12 protein-coding genes are annotated in these 18,630 nt (G+C 59.6%); 4 read left to right on the forward strand and 8 right to left on the reverse strand.

The genetic code is table 11. From position 1 onward, the window contains the following. Nucleotides 1-81: 81 nt before the first annotated feature. Nucleotides 82-2,289 (reverse strand): type II CRISPR RNA-guided endonuclease Cas9, encoded by a 2,208-nt coding sequence (cas9, locus tag KIH75_RS09060; protein ID WP_219056394.1) that lies wholly within the window; start codon nt 2,287-2,289, stop codon nt 82-84. 373 nt (nt 2,290-2,662) lie between these two features. Further along, nucleotides 2,663-5,968, reverse strand: coding sequence for a mupirocin-resistant isoleucine--tRNA ligase (ileS, locus tag KIH75_RS09065; protein WP_219056395.1), 3,306 nt, complete (start codon nt 5,966-5,968; stop codon nt 2,663-2,665). A 547-nt stretch (nt 5,969-6,515) separates the two neighbouring features. Between ileS and KIH75_RS09070 the strand changes: the two genes are divergently transcribed. Together KIH75_RS09070 and KIH75_RS09075 are read left to right on the forward strand one after the other, a co-directional pair. Further along, on the forward strand, nt 6,516-7,550 hold the full coding sequence (locus tag KIH75_RS09070; protein WP_420829193.1) for an alpha/beta hydrolase: 1,035 nt from the start codon (nt 6,516-6,518) through the stop codon (nt 7,548-7,550). Between the two features lie 42 nt (nt 7,551-7,592). Beyond that, on the forward strand, nt 7,593-7,841 hold the full coding sequence (locus tag KIH75_RS09075) for a helix-turn-helix transcriptional regulator (RefSeq protein ID WP_236028201.1): 249 nt from the start codon (nt 7,593-7,595) through the stop codon (nt 7,839-7,841). A gap of 91 nt (nt 7,842-7,932) precedes the next feature. Here the strand turns inward: KIH75_RS09075 and KIH75_RS09080 are convergent, their stop codons facing one another. Together KIH75_RS09080 and KIH75_RS09085 are read right to left on the reverse strand one after the other, a co-directional pair. Then, entirely contained in the window at nt 7,933-8,079 is a 147-nt protein-coding gene (locus KIH75_RS09080; protein WP_219056404.1) for a hypothetical protein, read from the reverse strand. A gap of 74 nt (nt 8,080-8,153) precedes the next feature. After that, nucleotides 8,154-9,512 carry a YhgE/Pip domain-containing protein gene (locus tag KIH75_RS09085; RefSeq protein WP_219056397.1) on the reverse strand — a complete coding sequence of 453 codons (1,359 nt, stop codon included), beginning with the start codon at nt 9,510-9,512 and terminating at the stop codon, nt 8,154-8,156. 296 nt (nt 9,513-9,808) lie between these two features. On the opposite strand from KIH75_RS09085, the gene KIH75_RS09090 reads away from it, so the two are divergent. Continuing rightward, on the forward strand, nt 9,809-10,561 hold the full coding sequence (locus KIH75_RS09090) for a TetR/AcrR family transcriptional regulator (RefSeq protein ID WP_219056398.1): 753 nt from the start codon (nt 9,809-9,811) through the stop codon (nt 10,559-10,561). A 169-nt stretch (nt 10,562-10,730) separates the two neighbouring features. Here the strand turns inward: KIH75_RS09090 and KIH75_RS09095 are convergent, their stop codons facing one another. From KIH75_RS09095 to KIH75_RS09110, 4 genes are all read right to left on the reverse strand, one after another. Beyond that, nucleotides 10,731-12,707, reverse strand: coding sequence for an ABC transporter ATP-binding protein (locus tag KIH75_RS09095; RefSeq protein WP_219056403.1), 1,977 nt, complete (start codon nt 12,705-12,707; stop codon nt 10,731-10,733). Between the two features lie 131 nt (nt 12,708-12,838). Continuing rightward, entirely contained in the window at nt 12,839-14,647 is a 1,809-nt protein-coding gene (locus tag KIH75_RS09100; RefSeq protein ID WP_219056399.1) for an ABC transporter ATP-binding protein, read from the reverse strand. Beyond that, nucleotides 14,644-15,270 (reverse strand): MarR family winged helix-turn-helix transcriptional regulator, encoded by a 627-nt coding sequence (locus KIH75_RS09105; protein ID WP_236028203.1) that lies wholly within the window; start codon nt 15,268-15,270, stop codon nt 14,644-14,646. Before KIH75_RS09105 ends, KIH75_RS09100 begins: the two co-directional genes overlap by 4 nt. A gap of 249 nt (nt 15,271-15,519) precedes the next feature. Beyond that, nucleotides 15,520-17,766, reverse strand: coding sequence for an exo-alpha-(1->6)-L-arabinopyranosidase (locus KIH75_RS09110; RefSeq protein WP_219056401.1), 2,247 nt, complete (start codon nt 17,764-17,766; stop codon nt 15,520-15,522). 206 nt (nt 17,767-17,972) lie between these two features. On the opposite strand from KIH75_RS09110, the gene KIH75_RS09115 reads away from it, so the two are divergent. After that, nucleotides 17,973-18,578, forward strand: coding sequence for a TetR/AcrR family transcriptional regulator (locus KIH75_RS09115; RefSeq protein WP_219056402.1), 606 nt, complete (start codon nt 17,973-17,975; stop codon nt 18,576-18,578). The last annotated feature ends 52 nt before the right edge of the window (nt 18,579-18,630 follow it).

The following is an 18,630-nucleotide window of genomic DNA, read 5'->3' on the forward strand; positions in this document are numbered from 1 at the left end:
TCCGTCTCCTGGCTTCCAATCGCGGTTTTTTGTTTTGGCGAATGAAAATCGTACACAGGACGCGGGCCATGCCCTCCTGCGTCAGGGCCGGAATCCGAAAGTGCGCAAGATTTCGGACGTTATCTTCCCGATCTTGCAGATAGCCACCTTCGAAGTAAGAAGCTTCCTTGAAAGCTTGCCCCATCCCGTGTAATGCCTATTGGAGAGCAGCTCGCAATTGATTTCCGACAGTTCACCGAGCAGTTGCAGCTGATGTTTCAAAGTCCTTTTATCTTCAAACACCGTTTGCAACTCAATGATCTTCTCAACGATATCCTTATGGCTATCTACATAAGATGGTTTGAGAGTGCGGCACATTTCCCTATACGACGACAGGGAACTGGCGAATTTCTTTTCGTCAGCCAAACCAGAAATCTCATAGGTGTTCCCGTATGTTCTGCGCAACAAGTTTTCAGCAGCTCTCTTGGTAACCGTTGTTTGCTTGGCGAAAAGCTCTTCAAACAACAGCTTCTTCTCATTATGCCCAAGCCTTACACGCCGCTTATCAGCCCAATGATTGCCCGTACGAATCGACAGACGAACATTATTCAGCTCGTTAAGAACTTCGAATTCCTGGTACAGCAGGGAATTCTTTGGCAGCGTTGGCTCGCCAAACAGGTAGCTGTCCGTACCAACTAAACGCTCAATGAACTTGCGTCCCGATTCATCCTTATCAACCATCTCGTCAAAGTTCCAAGGCGTAATCACACCCTTTTGCTTGCGAATCATCCAATGGTTTTCCCCATTATCGGATGGCTGCATATCATCGCACGACACTAGCGGGCCAACGTAGTAAGGTACACGGAAGGCGAGCAGACCTTCCAATTTGTTGACTTCCTTACCATCCTTGGTATAGGTCTCCAGAAGGAAGGGATGGTACTTCCCCTGCTTTTGGATGATTCTCTTCAACTCATTTAGATGAAGCTGGTAGGGAATCACGCCATTGCCGGAGTCACGCTGGATAGGAAACAGCTCATCGTTTTCGATGTCGTGAAGAAGACTTTCCTTTTCCCGATCAGGCAAGGCAGAACCCTCAATCAGCTCCTTGAAGAACTTATTGGCCGCCTTGCGCTTATTCTCATAATCCTTTGCGCCACGAATACTTCTTCGTTGTCCTTCAACGATTTCCCAGCCTACAAGAACGCCATAGTTCTTATTGACTTCCGCGGCATTGGATTCCTCGGCATTGGATTCCTCACGGCAATAACGCTTAATCAGGCCCCAATTCCGCTGATGCTGTTCATAGCTCGCGCACATCGAATCAGAGACGCTCGTGGAATCTCCCAACAACTGTTTCAGAGCAATGGCGCTGTATTGCCGCTGGATGCGATCCAGAAAAGCGCATTCTTCGTCTTCCAACAGACCGGAGTCACCGATTGCCATGCGCTTCTCGTCATAGTCGGCTTTGTTGAAATAAAGCGCAAGCGTTTTCTTATCCTCCGAAGTGTATTCCTTATTGGGGAACACCTTCGTCAAATCAAGCTTGATGCCTTCAAGACCGGCAAACACCGCACTGACAATAGCCTCCTGGCGCTTGGAAAGAACAGTCCCCTCCTTCAGAATGGAGAGAGCGTTCTTGGCTCGTATGGAGCGCGATCCCCTAGTCGTACACAACGCTTCCGCAAAGCTATCCTCATTTGCCTGCAGCTCTAGATTCTCATCATCTTCATCAACATATTGAAGAATCCCTTTGAGCAATTCGAAAAGATCCTTGACATTGAAAACCGAAGAAGGAGCCAATTCCCCTTCAGTAAGGAAATTACCACGGTATTTCATCATGTGATGAATGGCAAGATATACCTCTCGAATATCGTGGCGCTCATCATCCTCCATCAGTGCTTTACGCAGATGGTAGATAGTCGGGTATTTCTCGTAAAAACGCTTATCCTGCTCATTCGAGTCGAACAGGACACCTCCGAACCAATGACCTTCATTGTTCTTATCTTCGGGGTGAACCCAAGAATACTTCCTTCGCATCAGGAAAGACGGATCCACCTCGGACAACGCCTGATCAAACATCGAATCAAGCATGCGCAGGCGCCAACGACGGCGGGAATAACGCCTACGAGTGGTTCGCGCCATTCTGCGCTCCTCCGCCGTTGAAGCAGGCTCGAACAGTCTTGCGCCAATAAGTTCATGCCCCTTCGCACGCACAAGACGATAATTAGGAGTGAATGCCGCCCAGCCAACGGAAGCGTTGCCTATATCCAGCGAGACGGCGTAATCTTCAACAGCATTTTTCCGGTTCATAAGACTCCATTGACGTAGAACTTTAATTCGTCTTCAAGTCTATTACAGGAAATACGGGCATCCACGCATCGCCCTTTTGCAATCCTTATGAAATTCGGTACATCGCGGTTATTTAAAGCTTTTTCATCGCTATTTTGTACACATTTGTTTACGTCTCATTTCGGACATTACCCAGATACACAAAAGGGTTTGCTCATTCACAAGGAATGGGCAAACCCTTCCAATGGGAGACAAGAGCGGCTCAATCCGCTACCTCGACAAGTCAAAGCAATCCCAAGCAGCTCAAATCAAGCCAGGCTGAACCGGAGCAAGCCAAGCCAAACCGAGGCAAGCGAGTTGGCCCAGTCTAAACGGCAAGCCAACTCCTCGCATCTCAGGCCTTCGCAACCTCCACGCCCAGCTCGGCGCCGGCTTCGACGCTCACGCTGTCGGACGAGGTGTCGTGTGCCACGAGGTCCTTGAACTGTTCGACCTTGGCCACATCGTCGGCAGGCACGGTCACCTTCAGCGTGATGCGGTCGGAAATCTCCAGGCCGGCGGCCTTACGGGCTTCCTGCACGGCGCGGACCACGTCGCGGGCGTAGCCTTCGGCCAGCAGATCGTCGTTGAGCTCGGTGTCGAGGATCACGAAGCCACCGGTCGGCAGCGCGGCGGAAACGGAGTTCGCAGCCTCCTGGGCGTTCTCCTCCTCCACGCGGTTGATCAGCTCGTATTCGCCTTCCTCCAGCGCGATCTCACCGTTCGGCGTCTCGCACACCGGCACACCGGCCGCGTCAACATGCCATGCACCGCTCTTGGAAGCCTTGATCGCGAACTGCACGTCCTTGCGCAGGCGCTTGCCCGCCACACGCGCGTTCACGCGCAGCTCGTTCACGATCTTCAGACCCTGGGAACCGGCATCCTCCAGCGTGCAGAATTCAACGTCCTTCACATTGAGTTCGGACTTCAGAATATCGCTGTAGGCGGCAACGGCCTGCGGGTCCTCAACCACCACGGTCAGCTTGGCGAGCGGCTGGCGCACGCGGATCTGCTTGGCCTTACGCATGGAAAGCGTGCCGGAAACAACCTCACGCACCTTTTCCATCGCGGCCACCAGCGCGGCGTCATCCTGCAGCACGGCGCCCAGTTCGGTGGTTTCGCCGGTCTTCTCGTCCTTCAGGAACGGCCAGTCGACCAGGTGCACGGATTCGCCACCGGTCAGACCACGCCACACGGCTTCGGCTTCCATCGGAGCCAGCGGGGCCAGCACGCGCATGAAGGTTTCGAGCACGGTGTACAGCGTGTTGAACGCGTTCTCATCGCCAGCGCCGAAACGTTCACGGGTGTTGCGGATGTACCAGTTGGTCAGCACGTCGATGAAGTCGGACACCGCATCGCATGCGTCGGAAATATAGAAATTATCCAGCGACTGCTGGGTCTGTTCGACCAGGCGACGCAAGCGGGCCAGCAGGTAGCGATCCATTTCCGGCAGCTTCGCCACTTCGTCCGCGCGCAGCATACGGGCATCATACCCGGCGGCGTTCGCGTACAGGGTGAAGAAGTAGTAGGAGCTCCACACCGGCAGCATGACCTGGCGCACGGTGTCGCGAATGCCGTCGGCGGTCACGATCAGGTTGCCGCCGCGCAGGATCGGCGAGCTCATCAGGAACCAACGCATGGCGTCGGAGCCGAAATCGTTGAACACGCCGTTCACGTCCGGGTAGTTGCGCAGATGCTTCGACATCTTCTGGCCGTCGGAGCCAAGCACGATGCCGTGGCAGATCACGTTCTTGAACGCCGGCTTGTCGAACAGGGCGGTCGCCATGATGTGCTGCACGTAGAACCAGCCACGGGTCTGGCCGATGTATTCCACGATGTAATCGCACGGGAAGTGCTGTTCGAAGGTTTCCTTGTTTTCGAACGGGTAATGGTACTGGGCGAAGCTCATGGAACCGGATTCGAACCAGCAGTCCATCACGTCGGTGATGCGGTGCATGTGGCTCTTGCCGGTCGGATCGTCCGGGTTGACGCGCGTCAGCTCGTCGATGTACGGGCGGTGCATGTTGACATTACCGTCATGGTCGCGCGGGTAGTCGCCGAAGTCGGCCTTCAGCTCCTCCAGCGAACCGTACACGTCCACGCGCGGGTACTTCGGATCGTCCGACACCCACACCGGGATCGGGGAACCCCAGAAACGGTTGCGGGAGATGGACCAGTCGCGCGCGTTGGCGAGCCACTTGCCGAACTGGCCGTCCTTCACGTTGTCCGGAATCCAGTTGATCTCCTGGTTGAGTTCGAGCAGGCGATCCTTAATCTTGGTCACGGAAACGAACCAGGAGCTCACCGGCTTGTAGATGAGCGGCGTGGCGCAACGCCAGCAGTGCGGGTAGGAGTGCACGTAGCTCTTCTCCTGGAAGAGGATGGCGCGCTGCTCTTCGGGCACGCGGGCCAGCGGGCCGTCGCCGGCACGCAGGTTGCGCAGGATCGGCTTGTTCGCATCGAACACGTACATGCCCTCATAATCCGGGCACAGCGACGTGAACTTGCAGCCCGCGTCGAGCACGTCCACGCTCTTGATGCCCTTGGCGTTAAGCGTGTTCATATCGTCCTCGCCGTAGGGGGCCTGATGCACCAGGCCGGTACCTTCGACGGTGTCGACGTAATCGGCGGTGAAGATCTGGTAGCCTTCCGGCCCCGGCACCTTGCCTTCCACGGCGTTCTCATCGCCCGCGAAGTACGGGAACACCGGGTAGTAGCGCCAGCCTTCCATTTCGGCGCCCTTGAGTTCGCGCACGATCTCGTAGTTCTCGCCGAGTTCCTTCTCGTAGGAGCCGAGCAGCGGCTTGCCCAGGTAGAACTTCTTGCCCGCGAACCTGCCTTCGGTGGGGCGCACTTCCACATAGTCGATGTCCGCGCCGACCACGATGGCGAAGTTGGTCGGGACGGTCCACGGAGTGGTGGTCCAGAACACCGCGTAGGCGTCCTCCTCGTCACGCAGCTTGACGGCCACGGACACGGTGGTGTCCTGACGATCCTGGTACACGTCCGCATCCATGCGCAGCTCGTGCGCGCTCAGCGGCGTCTGATCCTTCGGGCAGTACGGCAGCACGCGGTAGCCCTGGTAGGCCAAGCCCTTGTCGTACAGCTGCTTGAACGCCCACATCACGGATTCCATGTACGGAATGTTCAGGGTCTTGTAGCCGTGTTCGAAATCGACCCAACGGGCCTGACGGTGGACGTAATCCTTCCACTCGTTGGTGTACTTCAGCACGGAGGCGCGGCAGGCATCGTTGAACTTGTCGATGCCCATTTCCTTGACCTGGTCGACGGAGTCGATGCCGAGTTCCTTCTGCGCTTCCAGCTCGGCGGGCAGGCCGTGGGTATCCCAACCGAACACGCGGTTGACTCTGTGGCCCTTCATGGTCTGGTAGCGCGGGATCACGTCCTTGGCGTAGCCGGTCAGCAGGTGGCCGTAGTGCGGCAGGCCGTTCGCGAACGGCGGGCCGTCGAAGAAGACGAACTCGTTCTGGCTGTGGTCGCCGGAGGGGCGACGTTCGATGGACTTCTGGAAGGTGTCGTCCTTATCCCAGTAGTCGAGCACGGATTCCTCCAGCTTGGGGAAGCTGGGGTTCGGTGCGACATTGGCGCTCTGCTCGCCGGCGGACGCCTTCGGATACACATGATTGGTGGTTTCGCTCACCGTATGCTCCTCGTCACTTATCACTTCATTGGTATACGTACGAGGACGATCGGCCGGTTTCCCGACCAACCGCGGTACCACCTCGCTTGCCGCGCATCGACCTTTGCACGCACTGCCCTTTGCTTTGCAGCTCGCATGCAACGCCGTGGCACGACCGCTTGATGCTCGGCTGTGTCGGGCCGATCCCGTCGGTTCTACTGAGCATGACCGCCTGCCGTTCGGCTCGCGTATCACGCCGTTCTTCCGAAAGCTCCCCGCTGATGACGGATCATCGCCTTTGTGCTTTCGCGTTTTCAGCGCCCAACTGTACCACGGCGGGCGAACGAGATACGGGGTGTTCGCACGTATCGGACACGCCCTTCCCCGCGGGCTTCCGCACGTTCCCGCATGTCCCCACGAATGGGCGGTAGACTTCAGGTGGCCCATACAACGCGGTAAGGATGCGAGGACGATGATGAACAATACGAACGAAAACACGGGAAAGACCGAAATCAACGAATCCGCCGAAACCACGGCGAGCGCCGCCGTCCCTTATGTTTCGGAGGAGATGTTGCGTAATGCGGAGGCGTGGACGGAGACGGATGGTGATTTGGCTGGCGTTTCCGCGGAGCGTGCCGCGGGGATGAGGGCGATGCGCTATGGTTCGATTCTCTGTGATACGCCGCGTTCCGCGTTGTGGCATACGCCTGAGGGTATTGATACGTTCGCGGATATCGCGTATTTGCCGGATGGCGGGTATGACAAGGCTGGCGGTCAGTGCCGTGGTCATTTGCTGGATGTGTATCTGCCGCATGATGCGGTGTTGCGTGGCGGTAGGGCGTTGCCGGTGTATGTCGATATTCATGGTGGCGGGTTCACGTATGGCTATAAGGAGTTGAATCGTAATTTCAACGTGCATTTGGCCGATCGTGGGTTTGCGGTGTTTTCGTTGAATTATCGTCCGGCGCCGCAGACTGATTTGCGTGGCCAGTTGGCTGATGTGCAGGCGGCGTTGCGGTGGATCAAGGCGCATTTGGCTGAGTATCCGGTTGATCCGCGTGCGGTGTTTTTGACCGGTGATTCGGCTGGCGGCGCGTTGACGATGTTGACGCTTGCGATTGAGAACAATGCCGAGGCTGCGGCGGCGTTCGGTGTTGCGGAGCCGTCCGGTATTGGTTTTGCGGGTGCGGCTCCGGTGTGCGGCACGTATAGTCTTGCTTCCGCCGCCAAGGTGGCTGCGGCTGGTACGCCGTCTTCCATGTATGAACCGCATGATCGCGAGCGCCTTGAGCGGATGCTTGGCGTGGAGTTTTTCGCGGGGCTTGAGGCGGCTGATCCGAAGTTCATGACGGTTGAGGGTTTGGTAGCCAATGTTGATTTTCCGCCGTTGTTCATTACGACGTGTGGTGATGATTTTTTGGAGGGCGATAATCTGGCGTTGGCGTGCGCGTTGTCTCGTAAGGGTGCTGATTTTGAGTTGTTCGATCCGCATCCGAAGCGTCATGAGTCGTTGGGGCATGTGTTTGTGATTGGCATGCCGTGGCTGCCGGAGAGTGTGGAGTGTTTGGATCGTATCCGCAGGTTCTCGTATGACCGTTGCTGAACTGGGCCCGGCAACCGTTTATTCGCGGCGTTTGCCGTCGGCTTGCAGCAGCATGGCGGTGAGTACTGCGAGCGCCGCGAATATGTGAACCGTACGCCGAACGAGTATCTGACCGATTACCGCATCGAACAGGCGATGCACATGCTGTCGGGCACCGCGTCGACCGTGGCCGAAGTGGCCCGCGCTTGCGGTTTTACGTCGGCGAGCTATTTCATCCGCGTGTTCCGCAAGCGCACGGGTTCCACCCCACAGCAGTGGCGTAGGCTGCGCGGCGGCGAGGAAAACGCCTGAACATACGGAACCGGGCGGGCCGACCAATGTGATCGACCCGCCCGGGGAACGCATGTAAGGCACGCGAGGCAAGGCACGCGCTGGGCTTCACTCAGCCTTGCATATCCTCCAACGCCACGCCCTTGGTCTCCTTGACGAACTTGAGCACGAAGAAGAACGAGACGAAGGCGAAGAAGGCGAACAGACCGTACACCAGGCCGACGTTGAGACCATTCGGGCAACGTGCCGCAGCACGCATAACGAGAACAAGGTTCCGCGAATCGCGGTCATACGATTCGCGGAACCTTGTGATATCACGCTCGCTTCGAAGCATTATTTCCTGCGGGCACGCAGGGCGCGAGCGCAGAAGCCGACCGCCAGCAACACGATGCCGGCCAACGCGAACCAGAGCAGGGTGAGTGTGGCGGAATTCCACGCGCCATCACCCATGTACACCACGGAACGCAATCCTTCGCCGATGTAATGCTGGGGAGCCCACGGGTAAATCCAGTCGCGCCAGAACGCGGGCAGCATCTCCTTGGGCATCATGCCGGTGAACATGCCGGAGAAGCAGCACAGCACCACCAGCCCCAACAGCGGAATACCCACATGGAAGCAGCCGAGGAACAGCAACATCAGGCTCAGGCTCACCGTCCAGGCGAAGCAGAACAGCGATCCGGACGGCACGTTCAGCCCACCGACGCATGCCATGATGAGTACCAGCGCACATGCCACGAGCAGTGAAGCGCACACCGCCATAACCAGTTGCACGCCGAGCAGTTTGGCGCGTTCCCGCAGGGTGGCGCCGGCCTGCGCACGAAGGGTGATGCAGGAGATGATGGTGGGGATCAGGGAGAACAGGAACAGTACCATTACGGTGATCTGCACCAGTGCCGTTGAGACGGACGAACCGCCGTTCAGATCAGGGCTGTTGACTTCGTCGAGATCGTACGGCATTCCGGCTTTGTCGAGCACACCGGTGATCTGCTGTTCGATGGCGTTGGCCATCAACGGGTTCTTGCCGACGTTGATTTTGACGATGATGTCGCCTTCGGTATCGGCATCGTCATCGTCGGAAAGCGCGTCAGCCTTGGATTGCAAGGTTTGGGCCGACGCGCCCTGCCCTGCTTCCTTCGCGGCTTGGGACGCGGCTTCGCTCGCGGCCTGCCCTGCGGCCTGGGACGCGGCCTGCGTGGCTGCCGCCAGTGCCGCTTGTGCTCCGCCATGTGCCATGGCCTGCGCCGACGCTTTGCCTGCCGCTTCGGTGGCGGCCTTTCCCGCGGCCTGTTCCGCGGCTTTTCCGGCGGCCTGCGAAGCCGCGTCGGTGATCGGTTTCGCTGCTTCCTTCGCGGCTTCGACCTGCTTGCTGGAGAAATCCTTCGGAATAATCATCGCCGCATAGTATTCGTTATTATCGAATGCATCGTCAAGCTTGGAACGATGCTTGAATTCCTTCCATGCGACGGTATCGTCGCCGGAATCGTCGGTGTCGGTGATGGCGTCCACCATGTTGTTTCCGATGTTCACATCGCCTTTGGGCGTACTGACACCCTCATCCTGAGAGACGATCGCAACGGGCACGTCATGTGGTTCGCCTTGCAGCATCGGATACGCCATCAATGCGAACGCGCAGAACATGCCAATCAGCACGACGAACGGCATCAGTATTTTCTGCATCTTCTTCTTGTTCATATGCTCTTCCTTGTCTGGACACGCGGTTCTCTGCAATGAATCAGGAATTGTTTTAGAACCGGACGGGAAAAACATCAATGAACAAAACCGTCAACGTGCAGCATAACCGACAATTGTCGGATAATGTCGCTTAAACCTTGCAATATCAGCGTTCGACTTGCATCCTCGCCGTCGTAAACGCACAATAATCGACAGCCGTGGAATAACCGACATCGTGTGGCACATACGGTTGCGACGGTTCTTCTACGTGATACGTGAACATACACAAGCCTGACCAGCGAAGGAAAGAGGCTCGCATGGGCGATGATTCCACCACTTCCGCCACTTCTGTCACTTTGCCATCCCGGTTTGAAGGAAGGCGTGATTTGCGTGTCATTCGCACGGAAACGAATATCCGCAAGGCTTTTCTGGAATTACTGCGCACCAAGGGATTCGAGAAGATTCGCGTGCAAGACATCACCGACGCCGTCATGATCAACCGCACCACGTTCTACGCGCATTACCGCGACAAATACGAGCTTGCGGATCATATCATCGCCGATTTCTGCTCGTCGTTGCAGCATTCCATAGCGCAACAGCTCACGCAGAAGGGCGGGACCATTCCCCTGCCGGACCGTCTCACCATCATTTATGACGGCATTCTCAGTGATCGCGAAACGTTGGAGGCCCTGTGGAATCTGCGCACGGAGAAGACCAGTTTCAACGAATCGCTGCGCGACGCGGCGGAATACAACTATCGGCGTATCCATATGACGATGGCCGCGCGCGCCGACGTTACGCAACAGCGAGCGCAGGCGCAGTCGCGGACGGCACCGATTCTTCCCATGCGGCCGCAATCACAGTCGCCATCGCAATCGCATCCGTTGCGGCAGGCGCAGTCGCGCCCCCAGTCGGCTCCGGACAGCGTGGCGATTCAGGCGCGTATGTTTTCCAGTATGGCGATCGGCATGATCGGCTACATGCTTTCCACCGGAACCGTGATCACCGGGCATGACATGCTCCGGCAATTCCGGGAATTCAGCCAAACCCTGTTCGATCTCTACCAATAAGCGCTGCCAATAGGGGCCGCGCAGTCGTCAACGCCTTACGCCTCAACCCGCGTAATACGAAAGGCCGCAATCCTCACGGACTGCGGCCTTCGGTTTGAGAGCCGGAACGATGCCGTCCACACGAATGTGCAGTATCACTCCGGTTCCGCGGCTTACTTCGGTTCCCGGCTTACTCCAGTTCCACGGCGCCCGTGTACAGCTGGTAGTATTCGCCCTTCTGCGCGATGAGCTCGTCATGCGAACCGCGTTCGATGATGCGGCCATGGTCGAGCACCATGATCACGTCGGAGTTGCGCACGGTGGACAGGCGGTGCGCGATCACGAACACGGTGCGGCCCTTCATGAGGTTGTCCATGCCTGCCTGCACCACTTCCTCGGTGCGGGTGTCGATGGACGAGGTCGCCTCGTCGAGGATCATGGCGGGCGGATCGGCCACGGCGGCGCGGGCGATGGAGATCAGCTGGCGCTGGCCTTGCGAAAGGCCGGAACCGTCGCCTTCGAGCACGGTCTGGTAGCCGTTGGGCAGCATACGGATGAACCCGTCCGCGTTGGTGAGCTTCGCGGCGGCGATGCACTCCTCGTCGGTGGCGTCCAAGCGGCCGTAACGGATGTTGTCCATCACGGTTCCGGTGAACAGGTTCACGTCCTGCAATACGATGCCGAGCGACTTGCGCAGATCCGGCTTGCGGATGCCCCTCACGGAGATGCCGTCGTACAGGATCATGCCTTCCTGGATGTCGTAGAACCGGTTGATCAGGTTGGTCACCGTGGTCTTGCCCGCGCCGGTTGCGCCGACGAGCGCGATCTTCTGGCCGGGCTTGGCGAACCAGGTGATGTCGTGCAGCACCGGCTTGTCGGGGTTGTAGCCGAAGGTCACGTCGGTGAATCGCACGTCGCCCCGCAGCAGGGTCAGGCGGCCGTCCGGTGAGGTGATGGCCTCCTCCTTCGCCTTCTGCGCGATTTCGGCGGCACGTGGGCTCAGGGATTGCGCGGCCTTGAGCGAACGGCTGCCGTCGTCGCCTTCCTCGCGCTTCCACGCCCAGTGGCCGGTTTCTTGATCCGTTTCGGTCATCGTGCGGCCGTCCTCGCCGAGTTCGACGTTGACGAGCGTGACGGTGCCACCATCATCCTCGGGTTTCTCGTCCATCAGCTGGAAGATGCGGGATGCGCCGGCGAGCGCCATCATCACCATGTTGAACTGCATGGAGACCTGGCCGAGCGGGTTGATGAAGGAGCGTGAGAGGGTCAGCAGCGAGATGAGGGTGCCGAGCGTGAGCGTGCCCACGCCGGAGAGCCCGAAGTTGCCGACGCCGGAAAGTGCCATGGATCCGCCGACGATGGCGAGCAGGATGTACAGGATGTAGCCCATGTTGTTCACGACGGGCATGGTCACGTTGCCCCAGGTGTTCGCTTCGGCGGAGGCGTTGAAGAGTTCCTCGTTCTTCTCGTCGAAGGTTTTCTGGGTGGCGTTCTCATGGTTGAAGACCTTGATGACCTTCTGACCGTTGACGGATTCCTCCACGAAGGCGTTCACGTCGCCGATCCAGATCTGCTGCTTGACGAAGTAGCGGCCGGAACGGGAGACGATGGCGCGTACGACGACGAAGAGGATGATGGAGAACACGAGCACGAACAGCGTGAACGGCACGGAGAGCCACAGCATGGAGACCAGCGCCGCCAGCGCGGAGATCGCGGAGGAGAACATCTGCGGGAAGGACTGGCTGATGGCTTGGCGCAGGGTGTCGGTGTCGTTGGTGTAGCGGCTCATGATGTCGCCGTGTTCGTTGGTGTCGAAGTAGCGGATCGGCAGGGTCTGCTGGTGGGCGAACATGTCGTCGCGGATCTTCTTGAGCGTGCCCTGTTCGACGGTGACGATGATCCACTGCCACAGCCAGCTGCAGAAGACGCCGGCCGCGTACAGGCATGCCATGAGGGTCAGCGCGCGCAGCAATGGCGCCCAATCGGGGTTCTTCACGCCGACCATGGGCATGATGTAGCTGTCGATCAGCGACTGGAGGAACAGTGCGGATCCGGCTTGTGCCGCCGCGCCGACGAGGATGCACAGCACGATGACGGCGACGCGCCACTTGTATTGGAAGATGTAGCCGAAGATGCGTTTGGTGGTTCCGGGGGCCGCCTTCTGCATGGCTTTGGGACCGCCGTGCGGTGCGGTTCCGGGCTTGTTCGCCTCGCTTCCGGCGTTCTGCGGCTTGCCGTTGTTCGGCTTGCCGGCCGTGATGGTGTTTTCGGTTGTTTCGCTCATATCCTTGCCTCCTTTCACTGCAGTTCCTCAGGCTGCGCCTGGTTCCTGGTCTGGGATTCGTAGATGGACCGGTATTCGTCGCAGGTGTTCAGCAGTTCCTCATGCGTGCCGGATGCCATGATGCGCCCCTGATCCATGACGAGGATCATGTCGGATTCCTGCACGGATGCGACGCGCTGGGCGATGATGATCTTCGTGGTGTCGGGGATCTCGTGGTGGAACGCGGAACGGATCAGCTGATCGGTTTTGGTGTCGACCGCGGAGGTGGAGTCGTCGAGGATGAGGATCTTCGGCTTCTTCAGCAGGGCGCGGGCGATGCATAGACGCTGGCGCTGGCCGCCGGAGACGTTGGTGCCGCCCTGTTCGATGTAGGTGTCGTACTTGGCGGGGAATTCCTGGATGAACCCGTCGGCTTGCGCGAGCTGGCAGGCGTGGCGGATCTCCTCGTCAGTGGCGTTCGGGTTGCCCCAGCGCAGGTTGTCGGCGATGGTGCCGGAGAACAGCACGTTCTTCTGCAATACCATGGCGACCTGGTCGCGCAGGATTTCGAGATCGTAGTCGCGCACGTCGATGCCGCCGACCTTGAGCGAGCCGGAAGTCACGTCGTACAGGCGCGGCACGAGCTGTACCAGACTGGATTTCGCGGAACCGGTGCCGCCGACGATGCCGACGGTCATGCCGGAACGGATCTTCAGGTTGATGTCGTCGAGCACGGGCTTTTCGGAATTGTCCGAGTAGCGGAAGTTGACATGGTCGAATTCGATGGAGCCGTCAGCGACCTGCTTGATGGGGTTCTCCGGGTCGACGACGGTGCTTTCCTCATTGAGCACCTGGCAGATGCGTTCCGCGGATGCCTGGGAGATGATGCACATCACGAAGATCATGGAGAGCATCATCATGGCCATGAGAATCTGCATGGCATAGGTGACGAGCGCGGTCAGGTCGCCGGTGGTCAGGCCCAGCGCGGCGTTGTTGCCGGACGCCACGATCTGCTGCGCGCCCATCCAGGCGACGAGGATCATCGTGGTGTACACGCAGACCATCATGAGCGGATTGTTGAAGCTCATAACATGCTCGGCCTTGGTGAAGTCCTTGAAAATGCGCTGGGAGATGCGGTTGAACTTGCCGATCTCATGGGATTCGCGGTTGTAGGATTTCACGACGCGGATGCCCTGCAGGTTCTCGTCGACCACGTTGTTGAGCTTGTCGTAGGTGTGGAACACGCGTTCGAACACCGGGTGCACGAACACCGCCAGACCGCACAGGCCGATGGCGAGGATCGGGATGCAGGCGAGGAACACGAGGGAGATCGATGGGCTGATCCGGAACGAGAAGATCCAGGCGACGATTACCATGATCGGCGCACGCACGCCCATACGGATGATCATGGAGTAGGCGTTCTGCAGGTTGGTGACGTCGGTGGTCAGTCGGGTGATGATCGAACCGGTGGAGAACCGGTCGATGTTGGTGAAGCTGAAGCCCTGCACTTTCTCGAATTCGTCATGGCGCAGGTTCTTGGCGAAGCCGGCTCCCGCGACCGCGGCGAATTTGCCGGCGAGGAAGCCCGCCACGAGCGAGCAGAGCGAGCAGACCAGCAGGATCAGGCCGAATTTGAGGATGGCCGGCATGCTGCCGCCGCTGATGCCCTCGTCGATAAGCGATGCCATCACGGTCGGGATGAGAATTTCCAGAACGCCTTCGATGGCCACCATCACCGGGGCGAGGATGCTGACTTTCTTGTATTCACGCAGGGATCTGCCGAGCGTGCGCAGCACGTGCTGCTTGGGCCGTTTGGTCGGCACGGTTGCCGTGGTTGCCGTCACTGTTCTTCCTTTCTGTCTTCGCTGTCGTTCGCGCCTTCGCCCGGCTCCCGGCCCGCCGCGTCGGGCGGGTCGCACAGGTCGAGGCTGGGGTATTGCCTGGAGTCGCCGATCTTGCCGGATGCCAGCAGGTTGGTCTGCATGACGTCGAGCACATGCATGAACCGACGGATGTCATCGTCGTCGAGCCCCTGCAGCAGTACGCTTTCCATGCTTTCGGCGTTTTCGCGCAGCATCGTGGCGATGGTCCGCGACTGTTCCGTAAGCACGATCCGTTTCATCCTTGCGTCGTGCGGCACCGGTTCGCGCGCGATGAGCCCTTTGCGTTCCATCAGTCCCAGCACCCGGCAGGATGTCGACCGCGTTATGCCGAAACGCTGTTCGATGTCCTGCGGGAAGACATCCTCGTTCTCGTGATGGTCGAGGTAGACGATGATGTCCACGTTGCCGCTGCTCAGGCCGTCGACCACGTCGGGTTGGGTCACCTTGAGGTACCGGTTGATGACGTTGTGCACGGAACGCAAGGCCACGCTTGGCGGCTTGCACGCCCCTTCGCTCCAACTGTCGATGATCGACGCACTCACCGACCCCTTGTTCGGTTGTTCGTTGTTCACAGTTGACAGCATAACTCGTTGCATATACAACTGTTGCAGATGCAACAATCGGCGTGTTGCGCGCTTCCCCGACACCACGCACCACATCGCGTACGACACGCACCGCACACGCAAATCACGCACCGCACACGCAAAGACCGAGGGGCCTGACCCGCACCGGTTCAATCGCGGATCAGACCCCTCGGCCCCATATCTCTATCAGATTACCTCTAGACAGGCAATCCCTCAATGTGCAATTACTCCCCCGTCCAGGGGCACACGTCAGCCGTTCAGCTTGGCGTATTCGTCCAGCATGAACGCGCTGATCGCCTTGCCACCCTCACCCAGCAGCGTGGGCAGCGAGTTGATCGGCGTGGATCCGAGGAACATGCGCATCATGTCGTTGTCGGGCAGCTTCGGCAGCTCGCCGCACTCACCGGCTGCACGCACGCCGGCGACCACCTTCGAGCCGACCGGATCCTCGGACCACTCGTTGAACGTGGACCATTCGGTCAGCGGCAGGGCCTTGCCGTCACCGTCGAGCGCAACCGTGGCAACGCCCGCGATATCGCGGCTGGACGAGCCGACCTCGATACCGTATTCGCCGGCCTCCACATGCCAATCGCTGAAACGCTCGGACCAGTAGGCGAAGGCACGCGCATCCAGATCGAAGGAGACTTCGGCGGATTCGTGCGCCTTGAGGAACACCTTCCTGAACGCCTTGAGCTCATGCTTCGGGCGGGCCACGGCGCTCTTGCCCGGCGCGACGTAGACCTGCACCGTTTCGGCGGCGTCCACATCGGACGTATTGGTGACGGTGGCGGTGACACGTGCGGTGGTGGCACCCGTCTTCTCGGCCTTGATGCCGCCGATCTCGAAGGTGGCGTAGCTCAGGCCGTAGCCGAACGGATAGTCGACCTGCTTGCCGTAGGTGTCGTAATAGCGGTAGCCGACGAACACGCCTTCGCCGTAGTCGACGTTCCCTTCGCCGCCCGGCCAGTTCATCATGCTCGGATCGTCGTTGATGTCCATCGGCACGCTCTGCGCGAGCTTGCCGGACGGGCTCACGTCGCCGAGGATCACGTCGGCGAGCGCGGAGCCGCCCGCCTGACCGAGCAGCCAGGATTCGAGGATGCCCTTGGCGTTCTTCGCCCACGGGGCCACGGAGACGACGGAACCGTTGGAAAGCACGACCACGACGTTGCGGTTTTCGGCGGCGACGGCTTCGAGCAGTTTGACCTGCTTGGCCGGGATGTCGAGGGTGTCGCGGTCGAAGCCTTCGGATTCGGCGGCTTCCGGCAGGCCGAGGAACATGAGGACCACGTCGGCGTCGCGTGCGGTGATCACGGCTTCGGCTTCGAGGGCCGGGTCGGCGGGTTCGAGGTCGAGGGTGAAGCCCGGCGCGAAGTCGGCGTGCACGCCGCGCTCGTCGAGCGCATCGAGGAAGCTGGTCATCTTGGTCGGGGTGATGTGCGAGGAGCCGCCGCCCTGGTAGCGCGGGGTGCGGGCGAATTCGCCGATGACGGCGATCTTGGTGTCAGGCTTGACCGGCAGGATCGCGTCGTCGTTCTTGAGCAGGACCATGGATTCGATTGCGGCACGGCGGGCGATCTCGTTGTGCGCGTCCACGTCGAAACGGTAGCCGTCGATGCTCATGGCGGCACGGGTCTTGTCGATCAGGTCGATCATGCCTTGGGCCATGCGGTCGAGCTGTTCCGGCTGGAGGCGCCCGTCGCGCGCGGCGTACACCACCTGTTCGTCGGTGTAGCTGGGCGGCATTTCGAGGTTGAGGCCGGCGTTGAGGGAGGCGACGCGGTCGTGGTCGGCGCCCCAGTCGCTCATGACGATGCCTTCGAAGCCCCATTCGTCGCGCAGCACGTCGGTGAGCAGCCAGTGGTTCTGCGCGGAGTGCACGCCGTTGATGCGGTTGTAGGAGCACATGATGGTCCACGGCTGGGCGGTTTTGACAATGTGTTCGAAGGCCGGGAAGTAGATTTCGCGCAGTGCGCGCTGGGAGATGTTGGCGCTGATGCGCAGGCGGTCGGTTTCCTGATTGTTGGCGGCGAAATGCTTGAGCGAGGTGCCGATGCCCTTGGACTGCACGCCTTCGACGATGCCGACCGCCTCATGACCGGCCAGGTACGGGTCTTCGGACCAGTATTCGAAGCAGCGGCCGCCGAGCGGGTTGCGCTTGATGTTCACGCCGGGGCCGAGGATGACGGCCACCTTCTCCTGGATGCATTCCTCGCCCATGGCTTCGCCGACCTGGCGGATGAGTTCGGGGTTCCAGGAGCTGGACAGGCCGGCGGCCGGCGGGAAGCAGGTTGCGGGCACGGAGTCGTTGAGGTCGGTTTCGCCGGTGTTGGACGCCAGGGACTTGCGCAGTCCGTGGGGGCCGTCGGTGATCATGTAGCCGGGGATGCCTTTGGCTTCGACGCCTTGCAGATGCCATGCGTCGCCGCCGGATGTCAGGGATGCCTTCTCTTCGAGCGTCAGATCGTTGACGGAGGGGTAGGTGTTGTCGCTCATGCTGCCTCGTTTCGTGTGGTTGCTGCGGGGTGTCGGACTCTTCGGCGAATCCGTTACCGACCGATTGGTAGGTACTTTATCAAAACTGGACACACGACACGCCAATCTCCTTTGGAATTCCAACCAACCGACCGTAAGGTTGTAGCAGGATACAATATCTTTGCGTTGCGCTTTTGCATTGCATTACGGGAAGGAAGCGGGAGCATATGGGCACTACTGGCACTACTGGCGCTACGGGTAATAGCGGCGACGACCGCAGGAGCGAAATCCTCAAAGCCGCGGTCGAATGCTTCGGCACGCTCGGCTACTACGGCACGTCCCTGCAGAAAATCGCCACCAAAGTCGGACTCACCAAAGCCGGCGTGCTGCACTACGTCGGCAGCAAGGAAGGTCTGCTCGAAGCCGTGCTCAACGACATGTACGACCGTGAGACGGAAGACGTGACCGCCGACATGGTGCGCAGCGAACATCCGACGATCTGCCGGATGTGGCGCGAAATCGTAGCCATCAACGCAAAACGCCCCGACCTGGTGCACATGTTCTCCACGCTGAGCGCCGAAGCGATCGACCCCGCGCATCCCGCGCACGATTATTTCGCCAACCGCGAGGAACGGATCGTGGACGTCGCCGCGAATATCCGCTGGCATGTGCCGGAAGGCGTCGACGCCGAACGGCTGCTGCGCGTGGGATTCGCGATGATGGACGGCGTGCAGCTGCGATGGCTGCGCACGCCCGGCCAGGATCTCAACGCCATGTGGGCCGAATGCGAGGACGTGCTATTCCCCCTGCCCCTGTGGGAAAACTACCGCTAAGCACCACGTCACCCGCTCGGCGGCCGCTGCTTCGAATACTGGTCCGAAGACC

It is taken from the genome of Bifidobacterium pongonis, from assembly GCF_019331805.1.
In the GTDB taxonomy this organism is placed as follows: domain Bacteria; phylum Actinomycetota; class Actinomycetes; order Actinomycetales; family Bifidobacteriaceae; genus Bifidobacterium; species Bifidobacterium pongonis.

Excerpts from the sequence above, each read along its gene's own strand:
- cas9 (WP_219056394.1), bottom strand. The coding sequence starts at position 2,289 with ATGAACCGGAAAAATGCTGTTGAAGATTACGCCGTCTCGCTGGATATA.
- KIH75_RS09070 (WP_420829193.1), top strand. The coding sequence starts at position 6,516 with ATGTTGCGTAATGCGGAGGCGTGGACGGAGACGGATGGTGATTTGGCT.
- KIH75_RS09080 (WP_219056404.1), bottom strand. The coding sequence starts at position 8,079 with ATGCGTGCTGCGGCACGTTGCCCGAATGGTCTCAACGTCGGCCTGGTG.
- KIH75_RS09085 (WP_219056397.1), bottom strand. The coding sequence starts at position 9,512 with ATGAACAAGAAGAAGATGCAGAAAATACTGATGCCGTTCGTCGTGCTG.
- KIH75_RS09090 (WP_219056398.1), top strand. The coding sequence starts at position 9,809 with ATGGGCGATGATTCCACCACTTCCGCCACTTCTGTCACTTTGCCATCC.
- KIH75_RS09095 (WP_219056403.1), bottom strand. The coding sequence starts at position 12,707 with ATGCAGAAGGCGGCCCCCGGAACCACCAAACGCATCTTCGGCTACATC.
- KIH75_RS09105 (WP_236028203.1), bottom strand. The coding sequence starts at position 15,270 with ATGCTGTCAACTGTGAACAACGAACAACCGAACAAGGGGTCGGTGAGT.
- KIH75_RS09110 (WP_219056401.1), bottom strand. The coding sequence starts at position 17,766 with ATGAGCGACAACACCTACCCCTCCGTCAACGATCTGACGCTCGAAGAG.
- KIH75_RS09115 (WP_219056402.1), top strand. The coding sequence starts at position 17,973 with ATGGGCACTACTGGCACTACTGGCGCTACGGGTAATAGCGGCGACGAC.